Raw genomic sequence first — 13,369 nt, 5'->3', positions numbered from 1 at the left:
GAGCGAAAGGAGCGATCCGACATGGATGGACCAGATCTTCTCGCGACCCGGCTGCTCCGCGCGATGGTCGCCGACGACGTCGACACCGTTAGTCAGATCGTCGTAGAAATCGAAGACAGCGGCTACGCCGGCCTCGTCGCTACGGGACTCGCACAGTCCTACATCACCGAAGTGCTCAAGACGGCCAGACGCGAACCACTCCTGCGCGCACTCGAAGCGCGCATCCTCGAGTTGACTGCTGTCGCCGATGGAACGAACGAGAACTCGACCTGACCAATTCATCCCTGACGTATGGCAGATTGCTCCGAACGGTCGCTCTGCGTACGCTGACGGTCGCGATACGGGCTCGTCAACAACGGGATGGCCTTGACGTGAGTGATCCTCGTCACCGGAGGCGGACAATCAGTGGTCTCACCAGGTGGCACGAATGGGCACAACTGCACGTGCGACCGACCCGCGCCTACCATTGGACGTTGACGATGAGAGCTAGGAACGCCCCGCGGCCGAGACCCGGGCGCGCAGCGCGGCATCGGGTTCCACTGAGCTATCGACGGGTCTGAGCATGGCTGTCATCGACGACGTCCGGATGCTGGGTACCGAGTTGGAGCGCTCGTATCCGGTGTACGTGCGCGGGAGATTGAAATTCCGCGTCGGTCAGCTCGTCTATGCAGCGTTCTCCCTTGACGAGAGCGTGATGGGTTTCGCCTTCCCGAAAGAAGAACGCTGCGCACTGGTCGGTGGCGATCCACGAAAGTTCCAGATGCCATCGGAGTCGGATCTACGCTTCAACTGGGTCCACGCGAGCCTTGCGGCGCTGGACCCCACCGAGGCTCGCGAGCTGGTCGTCGACGCTTGGCGCATGGTCGTCCCCAAGAAGGTCTCCCACGCCTACGATCTCGCCCATCCCAACGGCCCGGAGTGACCAACCACGCTTCCCCATCGCGGTGGAATCGTCGAGACCTCTGGGCAGACTGACACCTCGCCGGTCGCTGGCACGTCCGCAAGCCGGTCCACATTCGTGCCGACGCGGATCCTCCATCACTGACGAACGCGCGCGCTCAGTTTCGTAGGAACTGCCGTTGCCATTCGGCGGCGAGCCAAGCGGCGTAGCGCTCCTCGGTCCAACCCCGGTCGATGACGAGGCGTTGCCAGAGGTGGCCGTCGAGCATGGCGTACATGAGGTCTCGGCATTCGTCCTCCGCGATCGCGAGCTGTCCGGTCCGGGCGGCCCCCTGCGCGAACCTGGTGGCGACATCGAGCAGTCTCGCGTGCCAGGTCGTGAGCATTTCGCGTGCGCCTTCCTCGGAGGCGGCGGCACCTTCGATGGCACGCAGCAGGGGAGTGCTGCGGCGGGCGCGTGCGGCGGCGAGTGCGGCGAATTCTCGTATGCGGTCTGCCAGGTCGGGGAGCTGCAAGGCCGCTTGGGTCTCGGGGCGGTCGTAGAGGGTCTCGTCGCGCCCGTCCCCACGGAACATGACGAACCATGCGCTGCGCAGAAGTTCGGCCTTGCTTCCGAAAGCCTTGTAGATCATCTCCGGGGAGACTTCTGCTGCTCTCGCGATGTCGGCGATCTTCGTGTGCCCGTAGCCGCGTTCCACGAAGAGATCGTGGGCCATGCGGCTGATCCGGTCCCGGTTCTCCTGGGCCTGCCGAGCGCGCGACGTCGTGTCATACGACCTCTTGACTGTTCCCGACATTCGGGTACATCCTAACTGTATTGAAGACAGTTCAAGTGTAGTGGAAAGGCAGGGTGCTGCTGTGGATGATCCGTCGCTCATTGCGGACGTGGCGCCCCGACTGCGCGCCGCACAGTCCGCGTTGTACACCGGTGACGCGTCAGCGTGGAGGCGCCTGTGGCTGCCGGGCGGACGCATCAGCTGGCTCGGTCAGCTGGGAACGAGCGCTGTCGGAACGACCGATGTCTTGGCGCACTTCGACAGAGTCGCCAGTCGGGCGTGGGCCTTCGAGGGATTCGACCTCGAGACCCTCACCGTCGATGTCGTGGGTGATCATGGCTATCTCGTGACACGGGAGACGCCGCGCGTCAGAATCGACGGCGGACCAGCCCTGCCGGCAGCGCGGGTGAGCCGAGTTCTCCGTCGTGAGCACGGGACGTGGTTCGTCGCGCACGGTCACGCGGATCTGGACCCCGTGGCGCTCGAGCTGCCCTGGAAACCCGCAGCCCATGAAAGGGGAGCAGACCGTGAACCCTGAAACCGAGGCCTTCCTCGCCGAGATGGTCCCCGCGCAGAGCGCGGCCGACACCGAGATCCACAACGGCGACCCGCTCCCGCGCATCGCGCTGTGGAGCCATCACGATCCCGTGTCGTTGTTCGGAGCGAACCTCACCGCCAACGGCTGGTCGGATCTCGAGCCGTCATTCCATGAGGTCGCCTCCTGGTTCGGCGGCTCGATCGCCTGGGACTTCGAGATCGTCCACGCACAGGCCAGTGGAGATCTCGCCTACACCGTCGCCTTCGAGAACACCGAAGCGGTCACCGGCGGCGCGCCACGAAAATACCGGCTCAGAGTCACTCACCTCTATCGGCGCGAAAACGGCCGATGGAAGATCATCCACCGCCACGCGGACTACGAGCCCGACGAAGCCAGACCGGCCTTGAACGACCAACAGCAGTAAGCCTGTCGGTTCCGGCGGCACCCGGCCACTGTCCGGTTCGCTGGCGGTCGCTCATCGTGCGCTTTGCCGCGAGTCATCGCGTGGTCGGGCGTGCCCCGATGCGCAGCGTGTCTTCGGAGAGGAATTGTCCTATCTCGGTGTCGTCTACAAGCAGCCGGGGGCTCCCGTTGAACCCGCCGGTGGCTGCGATATCGATCCCGCCGGCGTCCGTGACGGCGCGGAACGTCCATCCTTCGGCGATAGCGGGGACATAGGGCAGGAGTGTCCCGCGGAGGAGAGCGGATAGTAGGAGTCGGTCGTCGATCTCCACACTGAGCGGGCGTGCGTAGTCGGCCATGTGTATGTCACGACGATCAAGGTCGAGTTGCACGGAACGAGGCTACCCATTCGCGGGAACGGAGCGTCTGCAAGTGGTCGCCTGGGCGCGGGCTTCGACGTGCCAGGGGGAGAATCAGCGGGTGCGGTATCGGTTCTTCAATGACTACGGGGCGCTTTGGCCGTTCTGGGGCGACGGCGGGCTCTGCGCGGACGGAGATCCGCGGCTGCCGGCGGGACTTGAGCGTGAGGTGAGGGACTGGTCGGCTCAGTTCGAGCGACTGTTCGATTGGCAGTATGGCTGGCCGGATCGAGCCACTGCCGAGGCGCACCGTGCCGAAGGGGAGCGCCTGTCTCGCGAGGTTCAACGCGCACTGCCTGACGACACCATCGTCTTCAGATGCTGGGAGACCAGCTACCGCGGCGCCCGCTGACCGTCCCTCTCCGCACGACGCTCGTAAGCCATCCCCATCGTTCGCGGCCGGTCGCTCTGTGGTCGCATCTCGCCGCGAGGGTGCTCCGAGCCGCTCTGGCCTAGCGAAGGACCCACGCCCAGATCGTGCTTCCGCCACCCTCAGTGAGCCTCAACTCGTCGTGGCGATCCGGGCGAGGAAGTCGAGCACCAGCGCGTCGAACGCCTCGGGCTGCTCAAGATTCGGGAAATGGGCAGTGCGCGCGAGCGTGGCGAGCCGAGCATCCGGGATCGCGCTCGCGATCCTCCGCGCGAGTACCTGGAAGTCCTCGACATCCTCGTCGCCGACGAGCACGAGGGTCGGGACCGCGACAACGCCGAGGCGGTCACCCAGATCGGGCACGAGCAGGTCCTCCTCGAGCTCCTGCCACCAGGGCGTTTGGACTTCGAGCGCGTGGAGCAGCATCGCTTCGACTGCTCCCCTGAAGCCAGGCTCGACGTCGGCAGCGGTGCGATTCGGCCCGTCTACCCACATCCGTAGGTTCACCTCAGTCGCCTCGGCGAGATCCCCGCCGGCCACTGCGTCATCCTCGGCCTCGCCGTAGGCACGCACGGCCTGCGACCAGTTGACGCCCGGAAGGGCGGGCGCGGCGAGCACGAGCGCGGATACGAGGTCGGGACGGGCGACGGCGAGCTCCAGCGCCACCCGGCCGCCCATCGACGAACCCACGACGACCGCGTCCGCGATCCCGAGCATGTCGAGCAGCGCGGCGACGTCCCGGGCGGGAGTGAGCGGGAGTGGTCCGATCGGGCTCTGCCCGAAACCCGCGAAATCGCAGCGCACGAGCATGTGCCGGGGTGCTAGAGAAGACCACTGCGGCTGCCAGACGCGGCTGTCGGCGATCCCGTGATGGAGAAAGATGACGGGTTGCCCGCCGCCCTTGAGCTCGTGCCAGAGCGTCATGCGGGCGACCCTACACTTGATCCCCTCACCTTCAGAGGAGTCCCGCGCTTCTGCGCCCTCAAGCGATGATCAACGACTGAATCTTTCTCTTGGCCTTCAGATCCGGTCGACCGAAGCGCCCTTAAAAGGGGGCCTGACCTACGTAGATGGACGACAAAGCGCGGGACGTCGGGATCGTCAACCTGATCGACGAGATGGTCTGACGCACGCGGCGGTCGTGGGCGGTTCGGGTTCGAAGGGTTGATCGTTTGGCGATCCGGCAGCGCCCCAAAGCCGGTCGCTGAGCGCGCAAGTTCCCTGGGCCAAACCCGTGCGCGGTCCCACATGGTCGTGTCGGGGACTGGAGAGAAGCCGTATGAGTTGGCACTAGACCATTTGCACCCCGATGCCCACTGCAAGCCCGACAAACACGCCGACCATCCCGAGCAGCACGGCCGCCTCGAAGGCTCCTTGATCGAGGCGCTTCCATTCGATTTGGCGTTCGTGAGCAGCCACTATCAGGACGCCCTTCGCGGAGTCCGTGTCTGGAAGAGCAGATGCCGCCTTCTCCGCGTCAGCCCACGCCTCGAACGCATACACAACTTGCGGCCTGCGGTCGAGCGTCGCCAACCAGGCGCCGATGAAGAACGCCGCCACCAGGAAGGGTCCTACCCATATCCAGGGCGGTAACCACCGGTTCCCCTCGACAACGAGCGCCACGATGATAACGACGAGTCCCACCGCTGCGGCCGCGTTCCCATGCCGCAGGAGTGTGTGGCCGAAGGGGCCTTGTGGCGACATGAGCACAAGCTAGCCCTCGGGCCAACCTCGAGCAACGGCCACTCATGCAGAGGTTGGAGGCGGCGGCAAGCGGCTTGCACCATCGTGACTCACCGCCTGCCCCCTTCTAGGCGTTCGCTGACCGGTCGCTTACCGGTCGCCTAGGGGCGGGTTTGCTTGCGGGCTGGCGAAGGGGAGAGTTCGGGATCGCGCCACACCCGTTGTGGGATGTCAGGGATGCCGCTGTTCCGCGACCCATCGCACGGCGTCGGCCACGATGTCGGGTCGTTCGAGGTGGATGTCGTGATCGGAGTCGACCCATTCGAACTTGCCGGGCGACCAGCTGGCCGCGTAGGACTTCATGAGGGCGACGATCGCCGTTGGCCACTCCGGCCCGAAGGCGGTCTCGTGGTTCCACGAGGCTCGCTTCGCCGCCAGGTACACCAGCGGGACACGGGGTCGCAGGTCTCGTCGTTCGTAGGCCCACTTGTACATCGTGCAGTTGTCGATCTTTTGCAGGGATTCCTCGCCGTCGAACTTACGGTTCACGGGATCGCACGGGCCGGCTCCTTCTGGCACCATGCCGACGTCTTCGATGGTGACCTCCTCGTCGAAGCTGGCGTCGACCATCACGATCCCGGCAACCTTCTCCGGGTGTGCTACGGCGTAGGCCGAGGCAACCATTCCGCCGGCCGATTGGCCGACGAGCAGGTAGGGTCCGTCATCGCCGATGGCCTCCATCACCCCGTCCAAGTCACCGACGACCATCTCCGGGGTCTGCGTCCCCGCGACGGTGTCACTGTCGCCGACGTTGGCGCGGTCGTAGTCGCAGACTCGGAAGTCCGGCTTCAGCTCGCCGGTGAGGCGGCCGTAGTAGTCGTGGGACGTGACTCTCGGCTGATCGATCCACCCATGCAGGATGATCACCGTTGGGCTCCCCGATCCGGTGCAATGAACGGCGAGATTGTGTCCGTCGACCGCGACGAGTCCGTCCACATCCACGCCATCAGCTACGGGGAGGCTCACCTCGCCCAGGGCTCCGGACGGGGGAACGGACGCACTCCCGGTGGGTGATGACGTCGTGTCGTCATTCGCGGGCGAACTCTCGTCCGGCCCGAGGCTCGAGCAGCCGGCAACCAGAAGCACGGCGACGACAACACAGCCGCCTGCCATCCAACTGACGCGCTTCATGGCCGAAGACTCCCCAAGGTCGAACGCATCCTGCGACCGAAATCTACGCCCTGGCCACACTGTGATCCATACCAAGTCGCCGGCGATCCGGCGAGCGGTCCGGGACCGGGCGATCCAGTTCCGCGCTGCTACCTTCATCGCCATGCAGAAGCTGTGGCCGTTCGTGATGCTCGCCGGCGGCACGCTCGTCGTGATCGCGTTCTTCGTCTGGTTCGACGATGCGGACTGTGGGTCCGACCGGGACTGCGGCTATCTGGTGGGGCTCGCCGCATGGTTCTAGATTCTCCTCACCCTCGGTATTGCGACCGTCATCGCCGGCCTCATCTTGCGCTCGCGGCACAACAGCAAGTGGAGACGATCCGGTGACCGGTGGTTGATCCTTCGATCGAGTGCCGCTCGCTGCGCCCCTATCCTGCGGATTTCTCAACCCGCGACAACATGAGATGCGGGCTATAGACGTATACGACGGTGTCGCCTTTCCACGGGATCTCGATCGACCCCTTGCCCGCGTCGATGGCTGCCCTGATCTGTGAACGAACAGCTGCCCACTCCGCCCCCTCCGCGAAGCGAAACTTCCGGTATGCCGTCTGAGGGCCGATGTACAGCGTGACGTCCGATGCCATGAGCGGACCGTATCGATGCAGCGGGTCACCGTCGGGCGTGGTTGCCCAGGGACGATGCGCTCGGCAACCGGTCCTCCAACGTGCCAGGAATCGGCCGTCGTGAGACCATGGCGCCGTGGCCGGACCTGTGCGATTCGTCGTCGATGGTGAAGAGTTCGACGTTGTGAGAGACGGCAGCTCGACCCACCACGCCTGGGTGAGCGGCCCGAACGCGGGCTATGGGTTCTCGGTAGGAGGATCGGGCGCGGCGGAGCGCACGGATGATGAGGTCCGCTCCGAGATCCGCGCGTTCCTGTTGGGGATCGACCCGCGCACCGGATATCTGGCCGATTAACGGTCCCTGATCGACCAGCTCTTGTGCGCGGCCACGACGTAGCGCGCCGTCCTGAACACGGACTGCACCACGCGTGACGACGCCGTGGAATACTCTGCGCATGGCCAAAGAAGGCGCGGCCCCCGCGCGCGTCTCAGCTGCTTATGGGATTGGGAGCGTGCTCGCCGCGGCCGCGTCCCCGTTCGTTGCGTCCGCGATTGTTCGCCTCTGGCTTGCCTTGGCTACCACAGGTACTAGCGACCCTCGCTGGACTGAAACAGTAACGGTGAGCAACCAAGTGGCATCCGCCATCGGGTGGTGTATCGCTGGCCTTGGTGCGTTTCTCGGGGTGATTTCCATCCGCCGTGCAAGCTCTCTCGTTGTCGGTCAGCCAGGAAGAAGGCGGGCTCGCGTGCTCGGATGGGTCGGCATAGCGATCGCGATCGCGCTCAGCCCGCTGTACATCATGGGGGTGACGGGGGCGACCTGATCGGTACTCGCTGTCTTCACACCGTGGGGATCGCGATCATCACAAAGTGACACGAACGCCGCGGCGTGCGGCCGCAAGTCGGTCCTTCAGGGGACAGGCACCGAGGGCGCAACGGGAAGCGTGGCCTCGCGGCCGCGGCTGCTCGTGAAGGCCGCACGCTGATTCTGCACGCCAACGTGCCTCAACCGCGCGGCCCTCTCGGCCGTATGGGCGCGCTCGATCCGTTCGCCCAGCATCCGACAGCGGCGAAGGGGGAGTGCGGCGCGACCGGGGAGTGGGGCGTGTCGGACGAAGGCGTGCCGGCGGCTCACGCCTCCCGGGAGAAGGCCGAGGCGCGCTCGACCTGCTCGCGGGTGGGGGTGATGCCCGTGTAGCGCTCGAACTGGCGGGCGGCCTGCAGCGCGATCACGTCGGCTCCCGTGATGACCGGCGTGCCCGCGGCGCGGGCGGCGCGGATCAGGGGCGTCTCGGCTGGGAAGGCGACGACGTCGAAGACCGTCTCGGCGGCGTCTATGTGCGCCTGGCTGAACGACAGCGCGTCGGAGTCGGCGCCGCTCATGCCGAGCGGCGTGACATTGATGATGATGGCGTGGCCGGCGGCGGGGTCGACCGTGGTCGTGCGGTAGCCGTACTTGTCGGCGATGGCGGCGCCTGCGGCCTCGTTGCGCGCGACGACGGTGAGATCGTCGAAGCCGGCGCCGCGGAAGGCGGCGACGACGGCCTTGGCCATGCCGCCCGATCCGCGCACGAGCACCGACGCCGCGGGGTCGAGCGCGTTCTCGTCGATCAGCTGCGCGACCGCCTCGTAGTCCGTGTTCGATGCGGTGAGCGTCCCCGCGTCGTTGACGATGGTGTTGACCGACTCGATGGCCTCGGCGGAGGGCTCGATCGCGTCGACGAGCGGGATGACAGCCTCCTTGAAGGGCATGGAGACGGAGCATCCCCGAATCCCGAGACCGCGCACACCGGCGATCGCGGCGTTGATGTCATCGGTCGTGAACGCCTTGTAGATGAAGTTGAGACCGAACTCTTCGTACAGGTAGTTGTGGAACCGGGTCCCGAGGTTCGAGGGGCGCGCGGCCAGCGAGATGCACAGCGTCATGTCTTTGTTGAGGATCGGCATAGAGCGATTCCATCACGTCGCGCGCGAGCGGCAGAGCCTGATCCGGCCGTGAGACCCGCTCACACAGGCTCGGTCGTGCGGATGAGGCCGCAGTTCACGCACGACCAGGCGACGAGGAACCGCTCGTCGTCGAGGATCTCGAACTTCAGCGGGTCGCCGCAGGTCGGGCAGGATCGCGGATCCGCTGCGTGCGCCTTCATGCTGCCAGCCTAGGCTTAGCTCCGGCGCGACCTCCGTCGTCCGGCGGCGACCAGCAGGGCACCGAGGAGGAGCAGGATGCCGCCCGCGAGCGTCGCGGCAGTGGCATCCGCACCGGTCACGGGAAGTCCGCCTCCGGCCGACGGTGTGGTCACAGGAGGCGTCGGCGTGACGGCGGCGGGGGAGACGACCACCTCGATCGTGAGCGGGTCACCCGTGCCGCCGTCCTTGTCGGTCGCGGTCAGCGACGCCGTGTACGTGCCGGCGGCTGCATAGGTGTGCGTGACCGGGGGATCGGCGGGGCCGGTGGTGCTGAGCACCGGTGAGCCGTCACCCCAGTCCACGGTGTACGTGAAGTTCGCGGCCATGTCGGCGGAGGACGGGTCGTCGGCGCCGATCTTGACGGTGAACGGAACCCCGGCGGTCGCAGTCAGGGCGCCCGTCACCACTGTGTCGGGCGCCGTGTTGACCACGGTGAGAACAGCCGTGTCCGTGCTCTCCTGTGCGCCGAGCGTCACCTTGAGCGTGACCGTGTGCGTCGACGGACCGTCGTCGATCCCCAGCGCCTCGAGCTGCGCCCACGTCAAAGTCGGTGCGATGCCGGTGGCGTCGCTGAAGTCGCTGTCGCCGTTGAGGTCCCACTCGTAGGTCGCGAGCGCGGTGGATCCCGATCCGTCGAGCGTGAGGCTCTCGCCCTCGGCGACGGAGTAAGGACGGCCCGCGTCAGCGACGACGGGGGCGAGCACGACCTGGTCGACCGAGGCGTTGCTCGTGTCGAAGGTCGCGTCGCCGCCGTAGGTCGCCGTCACGGTGTGCGTGCCAGCTGTGAGCGTGCTGGTCGTGAAGGTCGCGTTGCCGGCCGCGTCCACAGGGACGTCCGCGAGGGTCGTGGCACCGTCCGTGAACGTGACGGATCCGGCCGTCACGGGGGAGCCGCTCGCGGTGATGGTGGCAGTGAAGGTCACCGCGTCGCCGACCAGGGACGGGTTGAGGCTCGACGTGATCGTCGCGGAGGTGGCCACCAGCTGGACGCTCTGATTCAGAGTGCCGGCGCTGGTGGCGAGGGTGGCGGTGCCCGAGTACGTGCCGCTCATGGGATGCGAGCCGGCCGCGAGGGCGGACGTCGTGAAGGTCGCCGTGCCGTCCGCAGCGAGTGGAACGTCAGCGGCCAGCACGGTGACACCGTCGGCGAAGGTGACGGTCCCGGTCGTCACCGGCGCGCCGCCCGCGGTGACGGTGGCGGTGAACGTCACGTTCTGGCCCACGGTCGACGGGTTGGAGCTGGAGGCGAGGAAGGTGACCGTCGGGAAGACCTCGACGTTCTGCGTGACGGTCCCCGAGCTCGTGCCGAATGCTGCCGTGCCGGAGTAGGTTGCGGTGATCGTGTGCGCACCGACGGTGAGGGTGCTCGTTGTGAAGGTCGCGTTGCCGGCCCCGTCGACGGGGACGGTGGCGAGCGTCGTCGCGCCCTCCGTGAACACGACCGACCCCGTCGTGACGGGAGAGCCGCTCGAGGTCACCGTTGCCGTGAAGGTCACGGGTGCTCCGAAGGTGGAGGGGTTGCCGCTCGACGCGACCGTCGTGGACGTCGGGACGACGTCGACGACCTGGTCGACGTTCGCGCTGCTCGTGCCGAGCGTGGCGGTGCCCGAATAGGTCGCCGTGATCGTGTGGGTCGCGGCGGTGAGGGAGCTTGTCGTGAAGGCGGCCTGGCCGGTCGCGTCGACCGCTACGGTGCCCAGTGTCGTCGCACCCTCCGTGAACGTGACGGTCCCCGTCGTCACCGGTGAGCTCGAGGTGACCGTGGCGGTGAAGGTCACGGAATCGCCCACCTCCGACGGGTTGAGGCTCGACGTCAGCGCCGTGGTCGTCGGGACGACCTGCACGACCTGGTCGACGCTGCCGCTGCTCGTGCCGAAGGTCGCCGTGCCGGAGTACGTCGCCGTGATCGTGTGCGTTCCCACAGGCAGCGTGGTCGTCGTGAAGCTCGCGTGCCCGGCTGCATCGACCGGAACGGTGGCGAGCGTCGTGGCGCCCTCCGTGAACACGACGGACCCGCTGGTGACGGGGGAGCCGCCCGAGGCGACCGTCGCGCTGAACGTCACGGACTGTCCGACGGTCGACGGGTTGACGCTCGACGTGACTCCCGTCGTCGTCGCGCTCAGCGACGTGATGGTGAGGCACCAGCCGCCGCTGATCGATCCCGCGTCGCCGCTGGCGTCGTCGACGACCCACAGGCTCCACACGCCGTTGCCGCTGGCGCCGTTGAAGGTCGACAGGGTGGTCGCGCCGCTTGGCGCAGGCGCGGGCGCCGGGAACGGGAGATCCGCCGCCTGAGAGTCGTCGTCCGTCGGCTTGAACGATCCCGAGATGAGCGGTGTCGGCACGCCCGTGGCCGCGGCGTCGTCAAAGATGACGTTCACGCCGCTGACCGGTGAAGTGCCTCCGACGTCGCTCATCAGCAGGAGGTTGGTCGTCGGCGTGGGACCCGAGAGCATGACGTCGAGGTCGACGGGCACTTGGTGCGACAGCTCGTTGAGCGTCGCCGTCACCTTGGTGACCGAGCCGGTGAGCCCCGAGACCGTGATGTTCGACGGGTACGGCGAAGCCGCCCCCTGGGAGGGGATCGTGAGCGCGCCGGTGTTGCAGAACGTGTTGCCCGTCACAGTGGTCTGGTTGTCGACGCGCTGCGACACCGATCCGTTGCTCGTCAGGAATCCCGGGCTGCCCGAGTATGTCCCGACGATCAGGTGTGTGCCCTCGGCGAGGGCGCTCGTCGTCACGGTCGCCTGGCCCGAGGCGTTGACGGCGACAGGGGCGCCGAGCGACGTGCCATCTGCCGTGAACGCGACGGTGCCGGCCGTCACGGGGTTGCCGCCGCCCGTGACCGTCGCCGTGAACGTGACGGGGGCGCCGGTGGTCGACGGGGTGCCAGAGGTGGTCAGGGTGGTCGTCGTGGCGACGGCCGCCACCTCGGTCGTGATGACGAGGCTCCATCCGCCGGCCATCTGGCCGACGTCGCCGGTGGCGTCGTCGACGATGTAGAGCTGCCATGAGCCGTTGGGGTTGATGCCGGTGAAGGCGCCGGCCAGCGTCGTCTGGGCCGACGGCGCGGGGGCGGGAGCCGGGAACGACTCCGGACCGCCGCTGTTCGTGGGGCGATAGGTGCCGGTCGGCACGTTGCCGGTCGGCACACCCCCGGCGGCCGAGTCGTCGAAGGTGAATGTCGCGTTGCTCGAGAACGTGAGCGTGTTGGCCGGCTGGTCGACGTCGGACAGCACCACCAGGTTCGCGCCCGTGGGAGCGACGACCATGGCGTCCACGTCGCCGAGCGACCCGTGCGTGAGGTTGTGGAAGATCACCTGCACCTTGGTCACGGCACCGGCCATGCCCGCGACGGTGATCGCAGACGGATACGGACTCGCCTGACCGATCTGGTTCGCCGCCCCGCTGACGGGGATGTCGATCGCCGTCGTGTTGCTGAAGGTCGTCGGTCCGTCGGCCTGCGCGAGGGACGGCGCGACGAAGACCCCGAGAAGGGTCAGGGCGACGGTGACGGATGCCGCCACCCAGCGCTTCGTGAATCGTCGAGGCGCAACAGCCTTGCGCGGGGCATCGGATCCGGCCATGGCGTGCGACTCCCTGGTAGAGATCCGCTTCGCTTCACCGACGATGAACGGGGGCTGGCGGACACTGTCCTGTGACGGCACACTATGACTGCGATCGGGCCCGTGTACAGACCTCGGGCTCTTTTGCGCCTCGTGGGGAGGGCCGTTTCAACCATTTGGGAGAGTATTCGTGGAACCATTCATCGGCGAGCTTCGCTGCTTCGGCTTCAACTTCGCCCCGACCGGATGGGCGCTGTGTCAAGGCCAGCTCCTTCCCATTCAGCAGAACACCGCACTCTTCTCGCTTCTGGGGACGATGTACGGCGGCAACGGGCAGACGACGTTCGGTCTGCCCGATCTTCGCGGCCGCACCTCGCTCTCGTTCGGCCAGGGCCCGGGGCTGACGAATCGCGACCAAGGTGAAGTCGGTGGCAGTGAGACGGTGACCCTCACCGCGGCGACCATCCCTCCGCACCCGCACACCGTCGCGGCATCCTCGACCGCCACGACGAAGAATCCGTCCGGGAGCTTCCCGTCGGTGACGGCGGCGGGTTCGTCGTACGGCACGCCCGCCGACCTGCAGATGAGCGCCGCGATGATCGGCGGCGGCGGTTCGGGCCAGCCGCACGACAACATGCAGCCTTACCTGGTGCTGAACTGGTGCATCGCGCTGGAAGGGATCTACCCCTCGCGGTCATGAGCCGTGCGCCCGGGCGGGCGAAGCCCGTCCGCCCG

General features: G+C 67.1%; 17 protein-coding genes. 8 read left to right on the top strand and 9 right to left on the bottom strand.

Going from position 1 to position 13,369, the window contains the following annotated elements:
- The first annotated feature begins 21 nt into the window (after nt 1–21).
- Together ACH3VR_RS19705 and ACH3VR_RS19700 are read left to right on the top strand one after the other, a co-directional pair.
- A complete protein-coding gene (locus tag ACH3VR_RS19705) occupies nt 22–273 on the top strand; it encodes a hypothetical protein (RefSeq protein ID WP_396639518.1) in 252 nt (83 codons plus the stop codon).
- 289 nt (nt 274–562) lie between these two features.
- A complete protein-coding gene (locus ACH3VR_RS19700) occupies nt 563–922 on the top strand; it encodes a hypothetical protein (protein ID WP_397558031.1) in 360 nt (119 codons plus the stop codon).
- A gap of 136 nt (nt 923–1,058) precedes the next feature.
- Here ACH3VR_RS19700 and ACH3VR_RS19695 read toward each other — a convergent pair whose 3' ends face one another.
- On the bottom strand, nt 1,059–1,697 hold the full coding sequence (locus tag ACH3VR_RS19695) for a TetR/AcrR family transcriptional regulator (RefSeq protein ID WP_397558030.1): 639 nt from the start codon (nt 1,695–1,697) through the stop codon (nt 1,059–1,061).
- On the opposite strand from ACH3VR_RS19695, the gene ACH3VR_RS19690 reads away from it, so the two are divergent.
- Both ACH3VR_RS19690 and ACH3VR_RS19685 read left to right on the top strand, forming a co-directional pair.
- A complete protein-coding gene (locus ACH3VR_RS19690; protein ID WP_397558029.1) occupies nt 1,615–2,214 on the top strand; it encodes a YybH family protein in 600 nt (199 codons plus the stop codon). The genes ACH3VR_RS19695 and ACH3VR_RS19690 overlap by 83 nt on opposite strands.
- Nucleotides 2,204–2,638: a nuclear transport factor 2 family protein gene (locus tag ACH3VR_RS19685; protein WP_397558028.1), complete on the top strand. Its 435-nt coding sequence runs from the start codon at nt 2,204–2,206 to the stop codon at nt 2,636–2,638. The genes ACH3VR_RS19690 and ACH3VR_RS19685 overlap by 11 nt, the downstream gene beginning before the upstream one ends.
- Before the next feature lie 73 nt (nt 2,639–2,711).
- On the opposite strand, the gene ACH3VR_RS19680 is transcribed toward ACH3VR_RS19685, so the two are convergent.
- The gene (locus ACH3VR_RS19680) at nt 2,712–3,008 is read right to left on the bottom strand and encodes a hypothetical protein (protein ID WP_397558027.1); all 297 of its coding nucleotides are present in this window, start codon (nt 3,006–3,008) and stop codon (nt 2,712–2,714) included.
- An 88-nt stretch (nt 3,009–3,096) separates the two neighbouring features.
- Here ACH3VR_RS19680 and ACH3VR_RS19675 point away from each other — a divergent pair, with 88 nt between their 5' ends.
- Nucleotides 3,097–3,387 (top strand): hypothetical protein, encoded by a 291-nt coding sequence (locus ACH3VR_RS19675; protein WP_397558026.1) that lies wholly within the window; start codon nt 3,097–3,099, stop codon nt 3,385–3,387.
- A gap of 150 nt (nt 3,388–3,537) precedes the next feature.
- On the opposite strand, the gene ACH3VR_RS19670 is transcribed toward ACH3VR_RS19675, so the two are convergent.
- From ACH3VR_RS19670 to ACH3VR_RS19660, 3 genes are all read right to left on the bottom strand, one after another.
- Entirely contained in the window at nt 3,538–4,329 is a 792-nt protein-coding gene (locus tag ACH3VR_RS19670; protein WP_397558025.1) for an alpha/beta fold hydrolase, read from the bottom strand.
- Between the two features lie 366 nt (nt 4,330–4,695).
- A complete protein-coding gene (locus tag ACH3VR_RS19665; protein ID WP_397558024.1) occupies nt 4,696–4,965 on the bottom strand; it encodes a hypothetical protein in 270 nt (89 codons plus the stop codon).
- Nucleotides 4,966–5,319: 354 nt separating this feature from the next.
- The gene (locus ACH3VR_RS19660; protein ID WP_397558023.1) at nt 5,320–6,279 is read right to left on the bottom strand and encodes an alpha/beta fold hydrolase; all 960 of its coding nucleotides are present in this window, start codon (nt 6,277–6,279) and stop codon (nt 5,320–5,322) included.
- A 61-nt stretch (nt 6,280–6,340) separates the two neighbouring features.
- Between ACH3VR_RS19660 and ACH3VR_RS19655 the strand changes: the two genes are divergently transcribed.
- Nucleotides 6,341–6,559 (top strand): hypothetical protein, encoded by a 219-nt coding sequence (locus ACH3VR_RS19655; protein WP_397558022.1) that lies wholly within the window; start codon nt 6,341–6,343, stop codon nt 6,557–6,559.
- Nucleotides 6,560–6,686: 127 nt separating this feature from the next.
- Here ACH3VR_RS19655 and ACH3VR_RS19650 read toward each other — a convergent pair whose 3' ends face one another.
- Nucleotides 6,687–6,902: a hypothetical protein gene (locus ACH3VR_RS19650; protein ID WP_397558021.1), complete on the bottom strand. Its 216-nt coding sequence runs from the start codon at nt 6,900–6,902 to the stop codon at nt 6,687–6,689.
- Nucleotides 6,903–7,017: 115 nt separating this feature from the next.
- Here ACH3VR_RS19650 and ACH3VR_RS19645 point away from each other — a divergent pair, with 115 nt between their 5' ends.
- A complete protein-coding gene (locus tag ACH3VR_RS19645) occupies nt 7,018–7,236 on the top strand; it encodes a hypothetical protein (RefSeq protein WP_397558020.1) in 219 nt (72 codons plus the stop codon).
- A gap of 776 nt (nt 7,237–8,012) precedes the next feature.
- Here the strand turns inward: ACH3VR_RS19645 and ACH3VR_RS19640 are convergent.
- Genes ACH3VR_RS19640 through ACH3VR_RS19630 form a run of 3 tightly spaced genes read right to left on the bottom strand, consistent with a single transcriptional unit; the run spans nt 8,013 to nt 12,655 of the window.
- A complete protein-coding gene (locus ACH3VR_RS19640; protein WP_397558019.1) occupies nt 8,013–8,828 on the bottom strand; it encodes a shikimate 5-dehydrogenase in 816 nt (271 codons plus the stop codon).
- A 59-nt stretch (nt 8,829–8,887) separates the two neighbouring features.
- Nucleotides 8,888–9,028, bottom strand: a complete 141-nt coding sequence (locus ACH3VR_RS19635; protein WP_397558018.1) for a hypothetical protein — start codon at nt 9,026–9,028, stop codon at nt 8,888–8,890.
- Between the two features lie 15 nt (nt 9,029–9,043).
- Nucleotides 9,044–12,655: a beta strand repeat-containing protein gene (locus tag ACH3VR_RS19630; protein ID WP_397558017.1), complete on the bottom strand. Its 3,612-nt coding sequence runs from the start codon at nt 12,653–12,655 to the stop codon at nt 9,044–9,046.
- Between the two features lie 169 nt (nt 12,656–12,824).
- Here ACH3VR_RS19630 and ACH3VR_RS19625 point away from each other — a divergent pair, with 169 nt between their 5' ends.
- Nucleotides 12,825–13,334: a phage tail protein gene (locus ACH3VR_RS19625; RefSeq protein ID WP_397558016.1), complete on the top strand. Its 510-nt coding sequence runs from the start codon at nt 12,825–12,827 to the stop codon at nt 13,332–13,334.
- Nucleotides 13,335–13,369: the final 35 nt, after the last annotated feature.

It is taken from the genome of Microbacterium alkaliflavum (assembly GCF_044325405.1).
In the GTDB taxonomy this organism is placed as follows: Bacteria; Actinomycetota; Actinomycetes; order Actinomycetales; family Microbacteriaceae; genus Microbacterium; species Microbacterium alkaliflavum.
This window is presented reverse-complemented; position numbering and strand designations above follow the sequence as displayed.